Source organism: Dietzia sp. HMSC21D01 (assembly GCF_001815995.1).
Classification (GTDB): Bacteria; Actinomycetota; Actinomycetes; order Mycobacteriales; family Mycobacteriaceae; genus Dietzia; species Dietzia cinnamea.
In genome coordinates this window covers 1-2,283 of record NZ_KV824078.1, presented here as the reverse complement: position 1 = coordinate 2,283, position 2,283 = coordinate 1, and the positions used below count along the sequence as shown (strand labels likewise).

2 protein-coding genes are annotated in these 2,283 nt (G+C 73.5%); both read left to right on the top strand.

Annotated features, from left to right (window positions below):
• The first annotated feature begins 373 nt into the window (after positions 1 to 373).
• On the top strand, positions 374 to 1,708 hold the full coding sequence (locus HMPREF3086_RS15090) for a hypothetical protein (protein WP_070722714.1): 1,335 nt from the start codon (positions 374 to 376) through the stop codon (positions 1,706 to 1,708).
• 149 nt (positions 1,709 to 1,857) lie between these two features.
• The coding region (locus HMPREF3086_RS15085) for a putative Ig domain-containing protein (RefSeq protein ID WP_210401880.1) at positions 1,858 to 2,283 on the top strand (426 nt) is incomplete at its 3' end.

The following is a 2,283-nucleotide window of genomic DNA, read 5'->3' as shown; positions in this document are numbered from 1 at the left end:
CGCCGCCGCTGCGGCCGGGGCCCGCGCGGCCGCGACCCCGGACGAGTCCGCCGTCGCACCGGTGCCGACCTCCGTGCCCGTTCCCTGATGGCCTGACGCCCCGAGTTCGCCGCGGCGGTCCGATCCCGACCCAGGGATCGGGCCGCTCGTCATTTGTGCTGTGGCGGTGGAGGAGTGCGCGCCGGATAAGCATCCGCCCACGACCGGCGAGATACCCCTGGGGGTGTGTTACCGGTGTGATTAGCGTGGTGTTAGTGACTTATGTGACAGCAGTAGACAGTTGGTGTGTATGTGATTAGAGTGGCACCCGTAATGGTCTGCGCTCCCGTTCCGGGGAGTGAGCGATCTGAACCCCTCCGGAAGGAACCAGCCGATGCGTGCTCGCCTCGCCCGTCCTCGTCGTATCGTCCGGGGTCGCCTCGTCGCCCCCGTCGCAGCCGCAGCCGCGGTCGCGCTCGTGGGCGGAGTCGTCGTCGCCGCTCCCGACGCCCCGACCGTCAACGGCGACGTCCAGACCGTCGCCGGCTCGTCGTCCTCGGCGTCCCCGCTGATCGTGACCGGTTTCACCGCCGGCGGCGCGGAGGTCTCGGTCGATATCCAAGAGCTGGCCAGCGGTGTGCATGCCGGGATCCAGATCGAGAACGTCGTGGGGCTGCCCGCGGGGCTGACGTACGCCGACGGCAAGATCTCGGGTAAGACGGCGGCCGGCGGCACCCACCACATCACCGTCATCGGCAACGTCAACGGCGCCCCCGTCAGCATCCCCGCCACGCTTGTGGTCAACAACGCCGACGGCACCGCGCCCGCCGGCGCCTCGGGTGGTTCGACGGCAGCGGTCGAGGGCCTCCTCGGTGGGCAGGCAGAGGCCGGCGGCCAGGTCACCACGGGTTCCGACGGCACCGACGCGATCCTCGGGACCGTTGCGGGTATCGTGTCCGCGCTCGGCGGCGACGCCGGCTCGGTCACCGAGCTCGCGACAGGCTCCACCGGTCAGGGCGGTACCACCCCCGTGAGCCCGGGCGCCCCAGAGGGGCCGACCGGCCCGCTGGGCAGCGCCGCCAACGGCGAGCTCGGCCTCGGCAGCCTGTCGAACGGCGCCCCCGAGGCCCCGGAGAACGGGACGCCGGAGAACGAGACGCCTGAGAACGGGACGCCTGATGTGAAGGCGCCCACCACCGGCTCGCTCGGCCTGCCGGGCTCCTCGGCCACGGGCGAGGTGACCGGCGGCGCGAACGGCGGGCTGGACACCCAGAGCCTGGGCCCGCTGGCCCCGCTCGGTTCGCTGATCGACGCCGGCACCGAGACCGGATCGACCACCGACGGCGGCACCCAGCCCGCCGGATCCACGACGACCGGCGGAACCACCACCGGAGGCGAGCTGACCACTGGCGCCGAGCTGACCGGCGGCGGCGAGATCACCGTCCCGGGCTCGTCCTTCCCCACCGACACCGGCTCCCTCGGCGCCCTGGCCCCGGGACTGGCGCTCACCGGCGCGGCCATGCTCGGTCTCGCGGGCCTGTCCCTCGCGCTCAACGGCGGGTCCTCCACCCCCGGCTCCACGGCGATCCTGCCGGCGCTGCCCGGGTCCACCACCACGGGTGCGACCACGAACGGAGGCTCGTCCGGCTCCACCGCGCCGACCGTGGCCGCCGGTGCTCCGCGCACCGTGCAGGCCCCCGGCCCGACGGTCGCCAACGGCCGCGGCTGACCCCGGAACTCCCGGCGGTCGCGCAGGCCGCCGGTGACCACGTCCACCCCGGAGCCCTCTCACATCGTGAGAAGGCTCCGGGGTGACGTGCTTTGGTGGGCTACCGTGGGTCAGCCGCGGGTCCGCGGCGGTGTCCACGAAAGGCCTGTATGCGTATCTCCCGTCCTGTCATCGCTTCCGCCGTCGCACTCACCGCCATGGCCGCGGTCGGGGCCGCGTCAGGACAGGCGGAGGCGCCCGACACCACGCCCGTCGTGGTCGAGGCCACCGACGTGGCACCTGCCGCGCTCCCGTCGCTCACCCTGCGGGTGGGCGAGTACATGGAGCGCCGGGTCAGCGACTACGTCACCCCGCCGCCCGGCGCCTCGATCCAGTTCCAGGGCCTTCCGCCCGGGTTGACCTACGACCCGACCACCACCGCGATCAAGGGCACGCCCACCACCGCCGGCGTCTACAACCCCGTCGCGACCGCCTACATCTTCGGCGTCCCGGTCCGCACCGAGACCACGCGGGTGACCGTGACCGGAGGCGGGGGAGGCGGAGCCGCACCCGCCCCCGCACCCGCCCCCGCACCG